This window comes from Lysinibacillus sp. RU7, assembly GCF_057837305.1.
The window spans coordinates 34,464-50,625 of record NZ_JBYQFK010000010.1; the positions used below are offsets into that span (position 1 = coordinate 34,464).

Annotated in this window: 15 protein-coding genes; 12 read left to right on the forward strand and 3 right to left on the reverse strand. The window is 38.1% G+C overall.

Annotation, left to right across the window (positions count from 1 at the left end; translation table 11 throughout):
* Positions 1 to 209 precede the first annotated feature (209 nt).
* The 10 genes from AC3II9_RS08975 to zupT all read left to right on the forward strand — a co-directional run bounded on the left by AC3II9_RS08975 (position 210) and on the right by zupT (position 10,507).
* Entirely contained in the window at positions 210 to 1,691 is a 1,482-nt protein-coding gene (locus AC3II9_RS08975) for a peptide MFS transporter (RefSeq protein WP_489154970.1), read from the forward strand.
* Positions 1,692 to 1,941: 250 nt separating this feature from the next.
* The gene (locus AC3II9_RS08980) at positions 1,942 to 2,775 is read left to right on the forward strand and encodes a GNAT family N-acetyltransferase (RefSeq protein ID WP_489154971.1); all 834 of its coding nucleotides are present in this window, start codon (positions 1,942 to 1,944) and stop codon (positions 2,773 to 2,775) included.
* 11 nt (positions 2,776 to 2,786) lie between these two features.
* Positions 2,787 to 3,893: an o-succinylbenzoate synthase gene (gene menC / locus AC3II9_RS08985; RefSeq protein WP_489154973.1), complete on the forward strand. Its 1,107-nt coding sequence runs from the start codon at positions 2,787 to 2,789 to the stop codon at positions 3,891 to 3,893.
* Positions 3,894 to 4,196: 303 nt separating this feature from the next.
* Complete coding sequence (locus AC3II9_RS08990) at positions 4,197 to 5,150, forward strand: ABC transporter permease (protein ID WP_489154975.1); 954 nt, start codon at positions 4,197 to 4,199, stop codon at positions 5,148 to 5,150.
* Positions 5,140 to 6,096, forward strand: coding sequence for an iron chelate uptake ABC transporter family permease subunit (locus tag AC3II9_RS08995; protein ID WP_489154977.1), 957 nt, complete (start codon positions 5,140 to 5,142; stop codon positions 6,094 to 6,096). Before AC3II9_RS08990 ends, AC3II9_RS08995 begins: the two co-directional genes overlap by 11 nt.
* Positions 6,093 to 6,860 carry an iron ABC transporter ATP-binding protein gene (locus AC3II9_RS09000; protein ID WP_489154979.1) on the forward strand — a complete coding sequence of 256 codons (768 nt, stop codon included), beginning with the start codon at positions 6,093 to 6,095 and terminating at the stop codon, positions 6,858 to 6,860. The genes AC3II9_RS08995 and AC3II9_RS09000 overlap by 4 nt, the downstream gene beginning before the upstream one ends.
* Positions 6,861 to 7,119: 259 nt before the next feature.
* The gene (locus AC3II9_RS09005) at positions 7,120 to 8,121 is read left to right on the forward strand and encodes a siderophore ABC transporter substrate-binding protein (RefSeq protein ID WP_489154980.1); all 1,002 of its coding nucleotides are present in this window, start codon (positions 7,120 to 7,122) and stop codon (positions 8,119 to 8,121) included.
* A 70-nt stretch (positions 8,122 to 8,191) separates the two neighbouring features.
* Positions 8,192 to 8,518: an antibiotic biosynthesis monooxygenase family protein gene (locus tag AC3II9_RS09010; protein WP_391374087.1), complete on the forward strand. Its 327-nt coding sequence runs from the start codon at positions 8,192 to 8,194 to the stop codon at positions 8,516 to 8,518.
* A 112-nt stretch (positions 8,519 to 8,630) separates the two neighbouring features.
* Complete coding sequence (locus AC3II9_RS09015) at positions 8,631 to 9,221, forward strand: phosphatase PAP2 family protein (protein WP_489154982.1); 591 nt, start codon at positions 8,631 to 8,633, stop codon at positions 9,219 to 9,221.
* A 473-nt stretch (positions 9,222 to 9,694) separates the two neighbouring features.
* On the forward strand, positions 9,695 to 10,507 hold the full coding sequence (gene zupT / locus AC3II9_RS09020) for a zinc transporter ZupT (RefSeq protein ID WP_489154984.1): 813 nt from the start codon (positions 9,695 to 9,697) through the stop codon (positions 10,505 to 10,507).
* Positions 10,508 to 10,627: 120 nt separating this feature from the next.
* On the opposite strand, the gene AC3II9_RS09025 is transcribed toward zupT, so the two are convergent.
* The 3 genes from AC3II9_RS09025 to thrC form a co-directional block, all read right to left on the reverse strand.
* The gene (locus AC3II9_RS09025) at positions 10,628 to 11,275 is read right to left on the reverse strand and encodes an NAD(P)-dependent oxidoreductase (RefSeq protein WP_489154985.1); all 648 of its coding nucleotides are present in this window, start codon (positions 11,273 to 11,275) and stop codon (positions 10,628 to 10,630) included.
* Positions 11,276 to 11,432: 157 nt separating this feature from the next.
* Positions 11,433 to 12,329, reverse strand: a complete 897-nt coding sequence (gene thrB, locus AC3II9_RS09030) for a homoserine kinase (RefSeq protein WP_489154987.1) — start codon at positions 12,327 to 12,329, stop codon at positions 11,433 to 11,435.
* A complete protein-coding gene (gene thrC / locus AC3II9_RS09035; RefSeq protein WP_489154989.1) occupies positions 12,329 to 13,381 on the reverse strand; it encodes a threonine synthase in 1,053 nt (350 codons plus the stop codon). Before thrC ends, thrB begins: the two co-directional genes overlap by 1 nt.
* 291 nt (positions 13,382 to 13,672) lie before the next feature.
* Between thrC and AC3II9_RS09040 the strand changes: the two genes are divergently transcribed.
* Both AC3II9_RS09040 and AC3II9_RS09045 read left to right on the forward strand, forming a co-directional pair.
* Positions 13,673 to 14,833: an MFS transporter gene (locus AC3II9_RS09040; RefSeq protein WP_489155161.1), complete on the forward strand. Its 1,161-nt coding sequence runs from the start codon at positions 13,673 to 13,675 to the stop codon at positions 14,831 to 14,833.
* Positions 14,834 to 15,145: 312 nt separating this feature from the next.
* Positions 15,146 to 15,991 (forward strand): MurR/RpiR family transcriptional regulator, encoded by an 846-nt coding sequence (locus AC3II9_RS09045; protein ID WP_489154991.1) that lies wholly within the window; start codon positions 15,146 to 15,148, stop codon positions 15,989 to 15,991.
* Positions 15,992 to 16,162 lie beyond the last annotated feature (171 nt).

Below are 16,162 nucleotides of genomic sequence, written 5' to 3' on the forward strand. Positions count from 1 at the left end.
AGAAGAATGTTATTGTAATAATAATTTTAATGAATTTTACTGAAAAAAGAGAATTTAATAACATTTCTAATATATTTCAAACTACTTGCATAATTTCTGTTGATGCTTTACTGTAATGAAATATTACTTTTCTGCTATGTGTATTTTTTTATATACTAAATTATCAGAAAAATGAAACGTTATACTATTATACGGAAGAGGGTATTTTCATGCTTAGTAAAGAAGAAATTGTCAAATCCGTACCGCAAAAAGGCTTCCTAGGACATCCGAAAGGATTGTTCTCACTGTTCTTCACAGAATTTTGGGAGCGTTTCTCATATTACGGAATGCGTGCCATTCTGATCTTTTATATGTACTATGCTATAAAAGACGGTGGTTTAGGATTAGACAGGTCGCAAGCGAACATTATTATGTCCATTTATGGTTCTTTAATTTATATGTCAGGCATTATCGGTGGGTGGATTGCTGACCGTATTTTAGGTACGCAAAAAGCTGTATTTTACGGCGGTGTAATGATTATGCTAGGGCATATTGCGTTATCATTACCTGGTGGTGTCATGGCTCTCTATGCTTCGATGGCATTAATCATTCTTGGTACAGGCTTATTGAAACCAAACGTATCGGCTGTTGTCGGGGACTTGTATTCAGATAATGACCCACGCCGAGATTCTGGGTTCTCCATTTTCTATATGGGGATTAACATGGGGGCGTTCGTATCACCATTATTAGTTGGTTGGACGCAAGAAGCTTGGGGCTTCCATGCAGGTTTTGCGGTCGCTGCCGTTGGTATGTTCATTGGGTTAGTTGTATTCGTCGTCACGAAGAAAAATTTAGGGTTAGCAGGTTCACAACCAACGAATCCATTATTACCTGAAGAGAAAAAGAAAACGATATTTATTTTCACAGCAGCTAGTATTGCGATTGCTGTGGCTGGTGTGATGACTTATACAACAGGATATTTAACGATTGAAAACTTCTCGCTACTCATTACAACATTAGGGATTTTAATTCCTACGGTATTTATCGCGTATATGTATCGTAGCCCAAAAACAAATGCAGATGAAAAATCGCGTTTGTTAGCATATATTCCGCTATTTGTTTGTGCTGTTATGTTCTGGGCGATTGCGGAACAATCAGCAACGGTACTTGCTACATTCGTTGATACACGTACAAATTTAACAGTAGGGAATTTTGAAATTCCAGCTTCATGGTTCCAATCGTTTAACCCACTGTTCATTATTACATTAGCACCGCTATTTGCTATTTTGTGGACAAAACTGGGGGATCGTGGTCCATCAACGCCGAAGAAGTTTGCCTTTTCGTTATTCTTTGCAGGTGCTTCATTCTTCGTGATGGTGCTACCTGCTTCAGCTGATATGAACACATTAGTGTCACCGTTTTGGGTTGCATTCTCGATCTTCCTCGTTGTACTAGGTGAATTATTACTGTCACCAGTTGGTTTATCGGCAACGACGAAATTAGCACCAGCAGCATTCGCTGGACAAACAATGGCGCTATGGTTTTTAGCATCTGCAGCCGCATCTGCAATTAATGCACAGTTAGTACGTATTTATGAAGTAGTATCACAAACGGTATACTTCGGTGTACTTGGCGGTTTATCAATCGTTTTAGGTGTAATCCTATTAATGATAAGCCCTATGATTTCGCGTGCAATGCGTGGTATTAAATAGAAATATACCAGAGAAATAGAGCGTTCTATTTCTCTGGTTTTTTATTTTGCCTTCGTGCTTGTGTATTCTGATTAAGAGATTAAAAGAAAATAGATATTTAAAAATATGGAAAAATATTAATGTTAAGTTATTTTATTGTATAATGAAAAGAGAGGCTTAAGGAAAGACATTAGTGGACAGTATGATGATGGCTATTACGTGACACCATACGCGCCCTATATTGCTATGACATTAATGAGGAGGTAAAGGTATGTTAAAATCAGTTGTAGTAAAACAATTAAAAACAATTGAGGAAATGGAAGAGGCGCGTCAGTTAGAACGGGATATTTGGGCTTCAGAATGTGTACCTATTCATCAAATCACTGCTTTTATTCATAATGGGGGGCTTGTGCTAGGAGCTTATTTAGATAAAGAGCTGATTGGGTTTAACTATAGCCATGCAGCATTTGTAGAGGGAGAATCCTATCTCTATTCACATATGCTCGGTATTAAACGGGAGTTTCGTGAACTGGGTGTCGGCGAGTTAATCAAGCTTCGCCAAAAAGAATTAGCTGCGGAGCTAGGCTATGGGAAATGTAAGTGGACATTTGATCCGTTAGAGGCACGGAATGGCTATTTAAATTTCACAAAACTCCGTACTTATGCCAAAACGTATTTGCCGAATTGCTACGGTCAGCTACATGATCCATTCAATAAAGCGCTGCCCTCAGATCGCGTTACGGTAGAGTGGAATTTACATGATGAAGATTTCTTGCGATGGGATACGAAAATTGATGAATTGAAAGAAGAGGCGGGAGAGTTAGCGCCGTGGTCTTTAAATATTGTTGGATTACCTATTTTAGATAAAGACAATACATTTAATAGTGAAATCTCCTTATTAAAAGATGCGTATTTACTTCCGGTACCAGCAAGTTTTCAAAAGATTAAAATTGAAAGCCCATCACTTGCGGAAGACTGGCGTTATAAAACACGAACAATATTCCAAGCCCTTTTTGCACAAGGGTATGCTGTTGTCCATTTAATGCCGACAAATGAACATGTAAGCCATTATTTGTTCGTGAAGAGCTCTTTATTTGCTCTGTAAGGGGAGTCAACATGAGGTTAACGGGAGTGACGATTTATACGCTGAAGATGCGAATGAAAAGTCCGTTTGTTACAAGCTTTGGAGCGGTGCAAGAAAAAACGGTATTAGTTATTAAAGCACAGGATGAATCAGGTGTGATTGGTTGGGGAGAGGGCGTTGCATTTGATGCCCCTTCGTATACAGAAGAAACAATGAAAACGACAGTCCATATGTTAGAGGATTTTTTGATTCCCATGCTATTACACCGTGAATTAGCGCATCCGAATGAAGTAAATACATTGTTTCAATCGATTCGTCGTAATAATATGGCGAAAGCTGCAATTGAAGGCGCAGTGTGGGATATTTATGCGAAGCGCAATCATCAACCACTTTATCAGGCAATTGGTGGAGTAAATAATCAAATTGATGTAGGTGTGAGTATTGGGATCCAGTCCAATAAAGAAACATTGTTTGAGATGATTGAAAAACGCTTAGCACAAGGATATAAGCGTATTAAAGTGAAAATCAAGCCAGGTCATGATCTCGATGTAGTGCGTGCAATACGTGAACGATTTGGACAAATCCCGTTAATGGCTGATGCTAATTCGGCATATACGCTTGCGGATTTGAGCGTGTTAAAGCAACTAGATGCATTTGATTTAATGATGATTGAACAGCCACTTGCCTATGACGATTTAGTAGAGCATGCGGAATTACAAAAAGCTATCAAAACCCCAGTGTGTCTGGATGAAAGTATTACGTCGTTAGCAGATATGAAGCGTGCTGTAACGCTTGGAAGCTGCCAAGTGGTCAATTTAAAAATTGCACGAGTAGGTGGTTTAACAGAAGCAAAGAAAATCCATGACTATTGCGTAGCACATCAGATTCGATTGTGGTGTGGTGGCATGCTAGAGGCAGGGGTTGGAAGAGCTCATGCGCTTGCAATCTCCAGTTTACCTGGTTTTACAATGCCTGGTGACACAGCAGCCTCTTCGAATTACTGGTACGAGGATATTATTGAACCAGAAGTAACAGTGGAAAATGGACAAATTACGCTGTTAGAACAAGAAGGTATAGGCTACCGCGTGAAGGAAGAATTCTTAAAAAAATATGCGGTTAACGTAAAAATGTTTTACTAACGAAAGCACTCCAAACGATTTGTTTGGGGTTTTTTCTGTTATATGAGAGTTCTTTTAATGTTAATTGAGGATGGGAAGCATCTTAATGATAGTAACAGAGTAAAAAATATCTCAAATTCGAGTGAATTATATTGTAATCTAAGTAGAAAAAATGCTCGAAAAATACATATAAGTATAGAAAACATAGGGATAACTGATAATCATTTTCGACTAGCTGTTGATTTTATCTTATCTCCTGTCTATAATGAGAAACATAATCAGTGATAATCATTTTCAGTAAATATAACAAAAACGGAGATTGCGATGAGACTTTGGATTTTAATAGTATTGACTGTTGTTTTATCTGGTATTTCCTTATTTATTGGTGTCGTAGATATTACACCGAAAGATTTACTAGACTGGCAGTCAGACGAAACACAAATATTTTTAGCTAGTCGTGTTCCGCGCTTAATGGCTATTATTTTGGCTGGTGCTGGGATGAGTGTTGCAGGTTTAATTATGCAAAGTTTAAGCCGCAATAAATTCGTCTCACCAACAACGGCAGGAACACTTGATTCGGCAAAGTTAGGTATTCTTATATCAATGCTATTCTTCACGAGTGCTACATATATGCAACAAGTGCTATTTAGTTTTGCTGCTGCTTTGTTAGGCACATTTTTATTTATGCAAATTTTAAATCGTATTAAGTTTAAGGATGCTATTTTTATCCCGTTAATTGGTATTATGTTTGGGAATATTTTAAGCTCCATTACAACCTTCTTTGCGTATGAAGCCGATATTATTCAAAATATTTCAGCGTGGTTAATGGGGGATTTTTCGTTAACAATTAGTGGCACATATGAACTTTTATATTTAAGTGTTCCTGTATTAATCATTGCCTATGTATATGCAAATAAATTTACGGTTGCAGGCTTAGGTGAAGATTTTGCGAAAAACCTTGGCGTTAAATATCAATACGTTGTGAATCTGGGCTTAGTACTTGTTGCACTAATCGCGGCGACAGTTGTACTAACGGTCGGTGTTATTCCTTTCCTCGGTTTAATCATTCCGAATTTAGTATCACTTTACAAAGGTGACAACTTAGCAAAAACAGTGCCACATACGGCGTTTCTAGGTGTTTGCTTCCTATTATTATGTGATATTTTTGGGCGAGTTATTATTTATCCGTATCAAATTCCAATCAACTTAACAGTTGGGGTAATTGGCTGTGCAATCTTCTTAATTATGTTATTTAGGGGGAGAGCATATGCGAAATAGTACGAAGTTATGGATTTTAGCAGGTTTATCGGTCATATCAATGGTGCTTTATGCATTTTATGGCATACAGGAGGGGGCGTTTGGCTACGCCTTTCCGAAGCGTTTGATGAAAATTGCTGCGATGACATTGACGGGTGTAGCGATTGCTTATTCAACGGTTGTGTTTCAAACGATTACACATAATCGTATTTTAACACCATCTGTCATGGGACTAGATTCTATGTATGAAGTGGTGCAAACATTTGCGTTCTTTTTCTTAGGATCTACGTCGATTTGGATTATGAATAAATACTTAAACTTTGGTGTTTCCGTTGTAGCAATGGTGTTGTTTGCGCTCCTTCTTTACCGCTTCTTATTCCGTGCAGATAAGCATCCGATTTATTTTTTATTGCTTATAGGGATGGTTTTAGGAACGTTACTAGGTAGCTTTACAACCTTCTTGCAAGTACTGATTGATCCAAATGAATATTTATCATTACAATCACGTTTATTCGCTAGTTTTTCAAAAGTAAATGGGGATTTATTGTGGGTTGCATTAGTAATTATTTTAGTCGCAATTATTTATGGCGTTCGCATTATGCGTGAATTAGACGTCATGTCATTAGGACGTGAAAATGCCATTAACTTAGGGGTCAATTACGACCGTTTAGTGATGAATGTGCTTATTTTATCATCGGTTTTAATTGCGACGTCGACAGCGTTAGTGGGCCCTATTACATTCTTTGGTTTAATCGTAGCGAACCTTTCTTATCAATATTTACAAACGTATAAGCACTCTATTTTAGTATTAGGTGCGAGTTTAATTAGTATTGTGGCATTAGTCGGTGGGCAATTCCTAGTTGAGCATTTGTTCGGATTCAATACAACATTGAGTGTCATCATTAACTTTGTCGGTGGAGTTTACTTTATTTATTTATTATTAAAAGAGAGTAGGTCTGCGGGATGATTCAATTAAAAGAGCTAACAAAGCGGTTTGGTAAAAAATCGGTTGTCGATAATGTCACTGTTAATATTGAGCCGGGTAAGATTACATCATTTATTGGTCCGAATGGTGCCGGTAAATCGACGCTACTTTCAATGGTAAGTCGTCTACTGGATGCGGATACGGGAGAAGTCCTATTAGATAAAAGTGATGTGCGTCGTTGGAAATCAGATGAATTTGCAAAACGGGTATCGATTTTAAAGCAATCAAACTTTATGAATGTACGTTTAACGATTCGTGAGCTTGTATCGTTCGGTCGTTATCCATATTCAAAAGGGCGTCTAAATCAAGAAGATATGAAACAGGTAGATCAAGCAATTGAATACATGAATTTAGGTGATATTCAGCATAATTTCCTGGATGAATTGTCAGGTGGTCAACGTCAACGTGCGTTTATCGCGATGGTGATTGCGCAAGATACAGAGTATGTATTATTAGATGAACCATTAAATAACTTAGATATGAAGCATTCAGTCCAGATTATGAAAATTTTACGTAAGCTGGTAGATGAGCTTGGTAAAACAGTTGTCATTGTACTACACGATATTAACTTTGCATCTGTATATTCAGATCGTATTGTGGCGCTAAAAGATGGCCGTGTCGTGAAAGATGGCCCTACACATGAAATCATTAACTCACCAGCATTAAAAGAAATTTATGATATGGAAATTCCTGTACAAGAACAGGACGGTTGCCGTATTTGTGTATACTTCAATTCTCATTCTTAATTGAGAATCAATATGAGGAGAATCTATGGAGCAATTATTTCAAAAATAGTTTATCTGTAGATTTTTTCTTTTTACATAGTTGAGAAGGTTGTTGTAAAAGGTTTTTTAAAGAGGTAAGAGAGTGTAAATTGTTAAAATGAAAAATCCTTAATTGTTATTGACAATGATTATCAGTGGGTCTATAATGAAAATGGTTCTAGTGATAATGATTATCATTTTAACAAAAATATAACAAGGTATACAAGGAGAGTAAAACAGAATGAAAAACTGGAAATTACTTAGCGTGATTTTAGCAATGTTAGTATTCGTATTAGCTGCTTGTGGATCTTCTGATGAGGAAGTAAAAGAAGAGACAAACACAGGCTCAGACGCACAAACTGAAGAGCAAACAGATGCAGAAGAAAGTGCATACCCTGTAACAATCGAGTCTACAATCGAAGGTTATGAACCTGTAACTTTTGAAAAAACACCAGAAAAAATCGTCGTTTTTGACCTTGGTTTCTTAGATACATTAACAGCTTTAGGTGTTGAAGCTGACGGTGTTCCAACATCAAAATATACAGGTGAATTAGAGAAATATAACAATGATTCATATACAAAAATTGGTTCATTAAAAGAACCTGATTTTGAAGCAATTTATTCATTACAACCAGATGTCATTTTCATTTCTGGTCGTCAAGCGGACTTTAAAGAGCAATTAGAAGAAATCGCACCGGTCGTATTCGTAGGTACTTCTAGCGAAGACTATTGGAATACATTCTTAGCTTCTACAAAAATCGCTGCTGATTTATTCGACGCTCAAGAAGAAGTAGATGCAAAAGTAGCTGACATTGAAGCAGCAGTTGAAGAAGTAAAAACAATCTCTGCAGAAGCAGGCAAAGCGTTAGTAACACTTTATAGTGGTACATTATCTGCTTACGGTCCTGATGCAGGTTCACGTTACGGCTTCGTACACAGCTTATTAGGCTTCAAATCAGCTGATACAGCTTTAGAAAACTCAACACACGGTCAACAAGTTGACTTAGAGTACTTAGTAAAAGTAAACCCAGATGTAGTTTTCGTAGTAGATCGTACACAAGTTTCTGCTGAAGAAGGTACAGTAGCGACTGAAGAATTCTTTAACAATGAATTAGTAAATAAAACAACGGCTGCACAAAACGGCAAAATCATTTTCTTAGACGGTATTAACTGGTATGTAGCGAACGGTGGTTTAAACACAGAGTTAGCAAAAGTACAAGAAATTATTGATGAACTAAAATAATGACTAAAGGGGGTGTCTAGAAAGGGAAACTTTCATGACATCCCTTTTTTTAACAAAGGAGCGATGAAGCATGTTTGTACAAATGCGTCGATGGACGGTAACAGAAGGCAATAGCGATAAAGTATTAGAGCGCTTTAAAAAGAAGCCAGGACAAGGACCATCCCTCGTTGAGCAACGTGAAGGTTTTTTAGGTCGTGAGCTATTGGTGAAAAAGGTACGCCGCGGTGAGGAAGAAGTGGTGATGATGGTTCGCTGGGAGTCAGAAGAAGCATGGAAGGCATGGGAGAAGAGTCCTGAACATATCGCCGGTCATAAAGCAAAACTAAAAGAAGGTAAGCCTGAAAAGCCAGCATATATTCTTAATATGGAACACGCTAACTACATTGTTGTTGAATAAGCAATTATTTAATACAAATAATACATTTTTAAAGAAAACGTCCTTTCTTTATAGGGCGTTTTTTGTTATATATGAAGTGACTTGAGAATACTACATAATAGGTGATGATATGGTGAAAAAGTGGAATGTATATTTAGCGATGGTAGGTTTTTTGTTATTTGTGACGTTACTGTTTACGTATGAGAACTATCAAGGAATCGATGAGCAAATAGCATCGCTTTTGTATGGAAATGCAATATTAGAAGCATTTCATTATTTTGGAGATACGAAGATCGTCGTAATTGTTGCAGCACTTCTTATTATTTGGAGAGCTTTTCGTCAAGATATCCGTGGGATGGTATTCGTGCTCTTAGGAGTAGGTGGTGGCTATTTACTCAATCAGGTGATGAAACGTATAGTGGAACGTCCACGACCAGAGCTGCCAGATCAGCTCACATCCTATAGCTTTCCATCTGGGCATACGATGTTAAGCTTGCTACTCCTATTGATTATTGCTTATTTTATCACGCAAAAAATGCGTAATACAGGGCAGCAACGAATCATTTGGGGAATTGCTCTTATTTGTGCGGTCGGTACAGGTCTGTCGCGGGTTGCAACAGGTAATCATTTTGCCACAGACGTGCTTGCTGGGTGGGGGCTAGCCTATGCATGGTTTATATGGATTGTTTGGTGGTATGAATCGAAGAAAGGGAAGATGGTTTAGCAAAAAAGTAGATCATCATACCATTATTAATTATTAATAAACTGAGAGTTGTCGATAAAGGGAACGGACCCGACCTACACAATTGACTGAATAACAAGCTTACAAGAAAGCTTAAAGGCATCATCCGGTATTGATGTGAAACAACTGATTGAAAGTTATGTAGAAAAGAAATAGTTGAGTAGAAGGTTGCGCCTGAAAAGACATGTTGATGCGACCACCGCAGGAGCAATATTTTTTAGTAGGTATTTATTAAGAAGTGAAGGAGGATTCCTAAAAGTTTTTACTTTCGGGACTCCTCCTTTGTCTTTAGAACGAATCGTTACATATGCTTAAATTTGAATTTATATAATTAATATTATAATAAAGTTTGGTGTATGACATAAGATGTTGCTTATGTGAATAAAGTTGCACAAAGGAAACATTGTGTATATAATACAATTAATAAATTTAGCAGATAGAAAGGGAAGTATGGAATGGATGAAAATGTACTGTTAGCAATAGGGCTGACCTTGTTTGCGGGGCTTGCAACAGGTGTTGGGAGTTTAATCGCGTTTTTTACGACGCGTACAAATACGAAATTTTTATCCATTGCACTAGGATTTTCTGCGGGTGTTATGATTTATGTTTCCCTGATTGAAATTTTTGTGAAAGCAAAAGATTCGTTAGTCTTCGCGCTAGGAGAGAAGCAAGGGTACTGGATGACGCTTGTGGGGTTCTTTGGTGGCATGGTAGTGATTGCATTAATTGATAAGTTTATTCCGAATAAAACAAATCCGCATGAAGTTAGAATGGTTGAGGATATTAATAAGGCTGAAACAAAAATTGCGGATGCAGATAAATTAATGAAAATGGGAACATTCACAGCGCTAGCGATCGCGATCCATAATTTTCCGGAAGGTATTGCTACGTTTATGTCCGCGTTGCAAGATCCTAACCTTGGGATTGCGATTGCGATTGCCGTAGCTATTCATAATGTACCAGAGGGGATTGCTGTGGCTGTACCTATTTTTTTTGCAACGGGCATTCGGATGAAGGCATTTAAGCTGTCTTTATTGTCAGGGTTAGCTGAACCATTAGGGGCAGTTGTTGCGTACTTAATTTTAATGCCGTTTTTAACGGATGTTATGTTTGGTGTTATTTTTGCAGGAGTGGCAGGGATCATGGTATTTATTTCATTGGATGAATTACTGCCCGCAGCCAAAAAATACGATGAAACACATTTATCCATTTACGGTTTAGTAGCAGGTATGGCTGTTATGGCAGTTAGTTTAGTATTGCTTGCGTGAAAAAGGGTGTCCAGAAAGGGAAAACTTTCCGGACACCCTTTCACTTTCTAAGAAATGTTGCTCCTACAGTGGTTGCAGTCATATACCAGCATCCTCATCGCAAATGAAACGTCTTGGATGTTAGGATGCAGACGTTACATTTTCGGAAGCTACTGTAAATACTGTATTGATATAATTTTTATTTTCAAGCTCATCAATGACCGCAACGGCAAAGTCTGCATAGCTAAGATAACTATTAAACTGAGAATTTACGACGAGGCGTTCACGACCAATAATATAATGACCTGTACGTGGGCCTTCTGAATCAAAGATGACAGACGGGCTTAAAAATGTCCATTGAATAGAGGAGTTTTGCAAGTCATGTAAATTTTGGAGTTGGTAATGCGCGGATTCACGTAAGTGTTCCGGGAAGTCTTGGTGTTCCATTAAACGAATGGTATGATCTTGATCAATATATAAGCAACCTGAGCTACCGACGACAAATAGCTTTTTATTTGTCCCTTCTAAGAGTGAAATGAGGTGTTTACCTGCCTTTACATGCAAGTGAGCTTCACCAGTAGATGGGGCAAATGCGTTAATCAGCACATCAAACGGCTCGATATCTTCCTTTGTTAAATGGAAAAGATCTTTTTCCATTGTTTTCACGTTACGCATTCTTAAATTGGCTTTGTTTATGACAATGGCAGTTACATCATGTTCTCTCATTCGTGCCTCACGTAGAATATGGCTACCTGCTCTACCGTTAGCAGCAATTAAACCAATCTTCATGTTCCATTTCCCCTTTCCTGTGTGGTAATTCTAAGTATACAACAAAAATAGCTCTAAAATGCACGGTTTAGCTATAAAAAACGAAAAATTCATACTTTTGACGTAAAGAAAGCTAACGCGGGAATAAAAAAATCGCCTTCCGAGGAAGGCGATTTAATTACATTAATGATTGAACAACAATACCGTTTTGATCGGCTTTTGTTAAGATGACGTTATGTTCAGGGAATTTCTTCGCCATATCAGCGACAAAATGCTCTGCAATAGTAGTTGGTACTAAAGAAATAAGTGTTGGACCTGCTCCGCTTAACGCCGTTCCGTATGCGCCGCTTGTTTTCGCAGCTGCATGTATTTCATGGAAGGCAGGAATGAGCTGAGCACGGAATGGTTCATGGAATAAATCCTTTTCCATATAATGCCCCATACGTTCGTAATCCCCGGCAATGAGTGCAGCAGCTAACATATTCGCATTCGCACTTGCGCGTACCGCATAACTACGATCAAATTGTTCTGGCAAGACACCGCGTGCTTCCGCTGTTTTTAACTCTACATTTGGAATATATACAACAAATGCAGCATCTACTTCGCGTACATGGATAGTATCTACAATACCGTTTTCATCCATTGCAGAGACGGTTAAGCCGCCTAGTACTGAGGCTGTCGCATTGTCTGGGTGTCCTTCAATTTGAGAAGAGATATTTAATTTATCTTGTATCGATAAATTTAAGTTACATATGATATTTGCTAGTTCAATTGCACCAACGATCGCAGCGGCACTGCTACCGAGACCGCGTGCAAGCGGTAGCTCACTTGTCATTTCAACACGACATGGAGGTAGCTCTTTGCCAAACTTTTCTGCTACATCACATGCAATTTGATAAATTAAATGGTTTTCAACGGTTATATCGGTTGGGACATTGTCACCTGTGTGAATAAATGCCCATTCGTCCGCTAGAGATACTGTTAAATTTAAGTAGAGGGATAAACCTAACCCGATTGAGTCAAAGCCAGGGCCTAAATTTGCAGTACTCCCAGGAACTGTGATTTGCCACTTCATTACAGAATACCCTCGATATACGCACGGATTTCTTGTTCATCATTTTTCAGTGATACAAGATCTACTGTGGAAACGCTCATTGCTGTGTCAGGGTCTTTTAAGCCGTTGCCTGTGAAGATTGTCACCACTTGGCTACCAGCAGGGATTTTGCCTGCTTTTACGGATTTAATCACACCTGCAAGAGATGCTGCTGAACCTGGTTCAACGAAAATACCTTCTTTACCAGCGATTAATTTGTACGCTGCTAAAATTTCTTCGTCTGTTACCATGTCAATAATACCACCAGACTCATCACGAGCTGCTTCAGCTAGTTTCCAGCTAGCAGGGTTACCGATACGGATCGCTGTTGCGACTGTTTCTGGGTTGGCGATTGGCTCACCTTTTACGATGGCAGCAGCACCTTCTGCTTCGAAGCCAAACATTTTTGGTAAACCAGTTCCTTTTACGTCATTGTACTCTTTAAAGCCTTTCCAGTAAGCTGTGATGTTACCAGCATTCCCAACAGGGATACATAAGAAGTCTGGTGCTTTGCCTAAAGAATCCACGATTTCAAATGATGCTGTTTTTTGCCCTTCAATACGATATGGGTTTACAGAGTTTACTAAAGAGACAGGTGTTGTTTCGGATACTTGACGCACGATATTTAGGGCATCATCAAAGTTACCATCAATCTCGATAATTTTTGCACCATACATACAAGCTTGTGCTAATTTTCCAAGCGCTACTTTCCCTTTCGGAATGACAACGATAGACTGAATGCCAGCGCGCGTTGCATAGGCTGCAGCAGCTGCTGAAGTGTTACCTGTAGAAGCACAAATAACGCATTTCGAGCCGTCTTCTACTGCTTTTGCAACAGCAAATACCATACCACGGTCTTTGAATGAACCAGTTGGGTTTGCGCCTTCAATTTTACCGTAAAGTTCGATACCAAGTTCTTTCGATAAATTCACTAAGTGTACAAGTGGTGTATTTCCTTCATTTAATGTTAAAGCGGGTGTATTTTCATTAACGGGTAAAAACTCTTTATATTCTTCGATTAAACCTTTCCACATAACAAGTTAAGCTCCTTTTGTGCTCACTGGATGAACAATTGTTTTTATATAAAAGACATTTTACTCCTACATAAATTCCATTTCAATAGGAAAACTATAAATAGTCTAAACAATTCGATATTTCAAGTTTTCATTGTCACTTTATTGAAACAAATGTATAGTGATTATGTAACGTCAAGTGTAAAGACAGGTGATAGAAGAGTGGAAAAAATAATAAGAAATGACAATGCGGTTACAAATACAACGTCTATTTCTCGCAATAAATTACTCGGTGTTGCCGGTGTGGGGTGGATGTTTGATGCAATGGATGTCGGCATTTTATCGTTCGTTATTGCGGCGCTAACAGCCGATTGGGGATTGAGTCCTGTTGAAAAGGGCTGGATCGGTAGTGTGAACTCTATCGGTATGGCGGTGGGCGCATTACTATTCGGCGTGCTAGCAGATAAAGTAGGGCGTAAACAAATTTTTATGTGGACGCTCGTATTATTTTCCGTTGCGAGTGGATTATCCGCATTTGCGACAACGTTAACAGTCTTTTTACTGTTACGCTTTTTAATTGGGATGGGGCTTGGGGGAGAGTTACCGGTTGCTTCCACACTTGTATCAGAAAGTGTCAAGGCAGAAGAACGCGGCCGAGTAGTCGTGCTACTCGAAAGTTTTTGGGCGGCTGGTTGGTTAATTGCCGCAATCATTTCATACTTTGTTATACCGGCTGATTTTTGGCCAATTGAAGGCTGGCGAGTAGCATTATTAATTACAGCGATTCCTGCCTTTTATGCGATTTATATACGCATGAAATTACCAGATTCACCGCAATTTACAGTGAGTGCAGAGGCCAAAAAACGTTCTGTCTTTCAAAACATTCGTAATGTATGGGCGAAAGAATATGCTAAATCGACCTTCATGATGTGGGTGCTATGGTTTGCAGTTGTATTTTCTTACTATGGCATGTTTCTATGGCTGCCAACGGTCATGGTCGATAAAGGATTCGATTTAATAGCGAGCTTTAAATATGTGTTAATCATGACACTTGCTCAATTACCAGGGTATTTCACAGCGGCATGGTTTATCGAAAAGTTTGGTCGTAAATTTGTCCTTGTTACTTATTTAATAGGGACTGCGGCAAGCGCATTTGTTTTTGGTAATGCTGAAACGGTCGGGGTATTACTCGCTTCGGGTATGTTATTATCATTCTTTAACTTAGGTGCATGGGGTGCTTTGTATGCGTACACGCCTGAGCAATATCCAGCTATTATTCGCGGGACAGGCGCAGGGATGGCAGCATCCGTAGGGCGTATTGGCGGAATTTTTGGCCCATCATTAGTCGGTGTTATGTTAGCTAAAGGATATGATTATGGTGTTATTTTTGCCGTTTTTTGTGTGGCGATTTTAATCGGCGTAGCAGCGGTTGTACTGTTAGGGAAAGAAACGAAACAAACAGAGTTACGTTAACTTAAAGTACGGGAGGAGGTTGTTCGTAAGGGCGACTTCTTTCTTTTTTTTATCGTCAGTTGTAAAGTGTATTAATTTAATTGGATTACTTAAAAAATATTAATTCTTTTAGGTTTAAAAAATACTAACTGAATTTTTGTCAATTTTGTATCTAAATTAGTTTTGTTTGTTAAAGCATTAAAGTTTTTTCAGAAAAGTCATTGTATTCAATTAATATTCATGTTAATGTATTTTTTATTATATGGAACATAGCGTATGTCGAATTAACATCACTGAGACCATTTAACTATTGAAGAAGGAAGGAATTGAAGTATGAGTATTTGCGATAGTATTAAGAAGAAGTACATAAGACTATCAAAGGGTCAACGGAAAGTAGCACAATTTGTCATTGACAATCCTAACATTATTGCGACACAAGTAGCTTCTGAAGTAGGGCGACAAGCGGGTGTTAGTGAATCAACTGTTATTCGTTTCTGCTATGCAATGGATCTATCTGGATTTAGTGAGCTACAACAAAAAGTAAAAGAGTACTTAATTGAAAAAGATGGAGCTGCACCTGTTACAACGAAAGCGCGTGCCATCAAAAAACAGAATATTCCTTGTAATGAAGTGATGTCAAAAGATATAGACAGCATCGTCAATACAATGCAAAGAATGCATGAGCAAAACTTTAATGAAACAATCAATCTTCTACATAATGCAAATCGTATTTTTATACTAGGTGTTAGAAGTTCAGCACCTGCTGCACTTTGGTTGTATACTAATCTTGTATCTTATCGTAATGATGTACAGTTAATGAGTTATAATACAGAAAAAATTGCTATCGATTTAACACAGATGAACGAACAATCTGTACTGTTTGTAGTCGGCGTAAATGAGCAACAGGATGATGTGATGGCTGTAGTCGAGTTAGCAAAACGTAAAAAAGTGAAGCTTATAGCGATTACAGATAATGTACCGTGTCCACTACAAAAGCAAGCAGATTTACTGTTGACAACAGGTACATCGGAACACAACGTTATGTCATGTGATATTGCCGTGTTTTCATTGCTTCATTCCATTGTAGAGTGTATGATTATGCAATATAAAGAATACTATACATCGGCACGCACTCAAAGTACACACAATATTCCGAATTCGCTAATAGAGTGGGTATAAAAAACTCGGTATTTTCATCAATGAAAATACCGAGTTCTTTGATTTGTAATGGACATGTAATCTAAGAGTGAAAGTTTGTTTCACAATAAAAGAAACCTAGTCTAGTATAACGATTAATTCATGAAAATTTTGCTATAGTATAGTTCGTCGAATGTTTCGTTCTGTAGTTTA

Excerpts from the sequence above, each read along its gene's own strand:
- AC3II9_RS08995 (WP_489154977.1), top strand. The coding sequence starts at position 5,140 with ATGCGAAATAGTACGAAGTTATGGATTTTAGCAGGTTTATCGGTCATA.
- AC3II9_RS08990 (WP_489154975.1), top strand. The coding sequence starts at position 4,197 with ATGAGACTTTGGATTTTAATAGTATTGACTGTTGTTTTATCTGGTATT.
- AC3II9_RS09005 (WP_489154980.1), top strand. The coding sequence starts at position 7,120 with ATGAAAAACTGGAAATTACTTAGCGTGATTTTAGCAATGTTAGTATTC.
- zupT (WP_489154984.1), top strand. The coding sequence starts at position 9,695 with ATGGATGAAAATGTACTGTTAGCAATAGGGCTGACCTTGTTTGCGGGG.
- AC3II9_RS08980 (WP_489154971.1), top strand. The coding sequence starts at position 1,942 with ATGTTAAAATCAGTTGTAGTAAAACAATTAAAAACAATTGAGGAAATG.
- thrB (WP_489154987.1), bottom strand. The coding sequence starts at position 12,329 with ATGAAGTGGCAAATCACAGTTCCTGGGAGTACTGCAAATTTAGGCCCT.
- AC3II9_RS08975 (WP_489154970.1), top strand. The coding sequence starts at position 210 with ATGCTTAGTAAAGAAGAAATTGTCAAATCCGTACCGCAAAAAGGCTTC.
- AC3II9_RS09045 (WP_489154991.1), top strand. The coding sequence starts at position 15,146 with ATGAGTATTTGCGATAGTATTAAGAAGAAGTACATAAGACTATCAAAG.
- menC (WP_489154973.1), top strand. The coding sequence starts at position 2,787 with ATGAGGTTAACGGGAGTGACGATTTATACGCTGAAGATGCGAATGAAA.
- AC3II9_RS09010 (WP_391374087.1), top strand. The coding sequence starts at position 8,192 with ATGTTTGTACAAATGCGTCGATGGACGGTAACAGAAGGCAATAGCGAT.
- AC3II9_RS09025 (WP_489154985.1), bottom strand. The coding sequence starts at position 11,275 with ATGAAGATTGGTTTAATTGCTGCTAACGGTAGAGCAGGTAGCCATATT.
- thrC (WP_489154989.1), bottom strand. The coding sequence starts at position 13,381 with ATGTGGAAAGGTTTAATCGAAGAATATAAAGAGTTTTTACCCGTTAAT.
- AC3II9_RS09000 (WP_489154979.1), top strand. The coding sequence starts at position 6,093 with ATGATTCAATTAAAAGAGCTAACAAAGCGGTTTGGTAAAAAATCGGTT.
- AC3II9_RS09040 (WP_489155161.1), top strand. The coding sequence starts at position 13,673 with ATGTTTGATGCAATGGATGTCGGCATTTTATCGTTCGTTATTGCGGCG.